This is a genomic window from Sutterella massiliensis (assembly GCF_016899755.1).
GTDB lineage: Bacteria > Pseudomonadota > Gammaproteobacteria > Burkholderiales > Burkholderiaceae_F > Sutterella > Sutterella massiliensis.
In genome coordinates this window covers 1-516 of the sequence record NZ_JACJJC010000253.1, presented here as the reverse complement: position 1 = coordinate 516, position 516 = coordinate 1, and the positions used below count along the sequence as shown (strand labels likewise).

1 protein-coding gene is annotated in these 516 nt (G+C 55.6%); it reads right to left on the bottom strand.

The window, feature by feature from the left end:
• The coding region (locus tag H6A60_RS12430; RefSeq protein ID WP_205105104.1) for a recombinase RecT at window positions 1–414 on the bottom strand (414 nt) is incomplete at its 3' end.
• Between the last annotated feature and the right edge of the window lie 102 nt (window positions 415–516).

Here is a 516-nt window from a genome sequence, read left to right as displayed (position 1 = left end):
GATTTTCACCGTGCAAAACTCGGGAATTTTGACTTCACCGATTTGAACGAGATTTTGCGATTCGACCACTTCCAGTCCGTCGTAGTCGGGCGGTCGGTTGATGATCGAAAGCCATCCGTCGATGCTCACGATCGGCACGATCTTGCCGCGCTTCGAGCTGAAGGCGAAGATCTGCCGCGTGAACGGGTCGAGCTTGAACTTGTCGCAGACGACAAGGAGCGCGAGCATCTCCTCGGGCGTCGGAACCTTCGGCTGAAACTTGCCGTCACGATCCTTAGCACCCTGAGCGAAGATGCTGTTGGCGAGCGTCGCGTAGAACTTGTCGCGGTCGACGCCGTACTCGGCAGCCATGCGGCCGACGAGCGACTTGAGATGATCCGGCGCAGGATCTTTTTTGATTTGGGCAGTTGCCATTTTGTTCTCCAAAGACAAAGAGCCCTTTGAGAACGGACAACACCCCCATTACGGGAATCGAACGCTCCCGTCAGGGCGGATCTAAAAGAAGGGTTTCAGACT